The sequence below is a fragment of the Frankia sp. CpI1-P genome, from assembly GCF_001421075.1.
GTDB classification, from domain to species: domain Bacteria; phylum Actinomycetota; class Actinomycetes; order Frankiales; family Frankiaceae; genus Frankia; species Frankia torreyi.
In genome coordinates, this window is record NZ_LJJX01000132.1 from 1 (window position 1) to 1,789 (window position 1,789).

Here is a 1,789-nt window from a genome sequence, read left to right on the forward strand (position 1 = left end):
GCGATCCTCCTGACTTGGGCCAAGATCTGATCGTCTCGCTGTTCGCGGACGGGTGACCTGCGGGTTTGGTCTGGGAGGCACGCACTAATCGGGGTGGTGGCGGTGGCCTACTCTGTCGGGTTGTGTCTCCCTACGTGCGGACGGTGAAGACCGCGTCTGGTGCGCGGGCGGTGCAGATCGTGCACTCCCAGTACCGGGGATCCCGCGAGATCGAGCACGTCGGGTCGGCGCATACCGACGCTGACCTCGAGCTGCTCAAGGCGGTGGCCCGCCAGCGGCTCGCCGCGGGGCAGGGTGAGCTCGATCTTCGGCTGGCGGGCAGCCCGGCGAACTCCGGCGCCGCGCTGCCGATCACCTCGACGCGGGCGGGTCACCTCCTCGACGCGTTGGCCCGCGGCTACGACACGCTGGGGTTTCCCGCCGCGACCGGCCGCGACGAGGTCTTCAGGGCGCTGGTGCTCGCACGGATCATCGAGCCGACCAGCAAGCTCGACTCCCTGCGCGTGCTGGACGAGGCCGGCGCGCCCGCCCCGTCCTACCGGACGGTGAAACGCCGGCTGCGTCTCTACGCCGGCGCCGACGACGTCGACGAGACCGGGCAGCCCGTCCCGGTCGACCCCGCCGGTGGCCCGTGGCGGGCACGGCTGGCGCGCGCCTGCGCGGACCATGTCCGTCTCGGCACCGCCACACTGCTGCTCTACGACGTGACAACGCTCTACTTCGAGACCGACCAGGGCGACGGGTTCCGCGAACCGGAGTTCAGTAAGGAACGACGTCTGGAACCGCAGATCACTGTCGGTCTGCTCACCGACGGGGCGGGCTTCCCGCTGACGGTGCACGCGTTCGAAGGCAACCGGGCTGAGACCACGACCATGCTGCCCGTCCTGACCGGGTTCCTCACCGAGCATGGCCTGTCCGACGTCACCGTTGTCGCGGACGCCGGCATGGTCTCCGAGGCGAACAAATGCGCGATCGAGGAGGCGGGACTGTCGTTCGTCCTCGGCGCCCGCGTCCCCGACGTCCCCTACCAGGTCAAGGCGTGGCGCGAAGCGCACCCGAACCTGGAGATCCCCGACGGGCACGTGTTCGTTCAGCCCTGGCCCGCCGGTCCCTCGGACCAGCGACGCGATCACACGATCTTCTACCAGTACCGGGCCGACCGGGCCCGGCGCACGCTGCGCGGGATCGACCAGCAGGTCACCAAGGCCGAGAACGCCGTCGCCGGGAAGACCGCGGTGAAACGCAACCGCTNCGTGCGCCTGACCGACGCGAAGAAGTCAGTCAACCGGGCGCTGGAAGCCAAGAACCGCGCCCTGGCCGGGATCAAAGGGTATGTCACCAACCTGCCCGACCCCGACGCCGAGCAGGTCATCGCCACCTACAGCCGGCTACTCAACGTCGAGAAGAGCTTCCGGATGAGCAAGTCCGACCTCGCCGCCCGGCCGATCTACCACCACACCCGCGAATCGATCGAAGCACACCTGACCATCGTGTTCGCCGCCCTCGCCGTCAGCCGCTGGATCGAGAACACCACCGGCTGGTCCATCCGCAGGTTCGTCACGACCGCCCGCCGCTACCGCACCATCACGATCCAAGCCGGCGACCACACCATCACCGCCGCCGACCCCCTACCCGACGACCTCCAGACAGTCCTCGACGCCATCCACGGCACGCACTAAATGGCCCAAGTCAGGTTAATCTGAGCGAATCGTAGCCCCGGGCACGAGGCGTTACCGGACGCACCCTGATGCCGTCCCCGGTGTCATGGCCGGGAAACAGTCCCGGAGCG

1 protein-coding gene and 1 pseudogene are annotated in these 1,789 nt (G+C 68.8%); both read left to right on the forward strand.

The window, feature by feature from the left end; all coding sequences use genetic code 11:
* Positions 1–170: 170 nt before the first annotated feature.
* The coding region (locus tag FF86_RS31015; protein WP_242419940.1) for an IS1634 family transposase at positions 171–1,251 on the forward strand (1,081 nt) is incomplete at its 3' end.
* A 1-nt stretch (position 1,252) separates the two neighbouring features.
* A pseudogene (locus FF86_RS61550) lies at positions 1,253–1,679 on the forward strand (IS1634 family transposase); the annotation flags it as partial.
* Between the last annotated feature and the right edge of the window lie 110 nt (positions 1,680–1,789).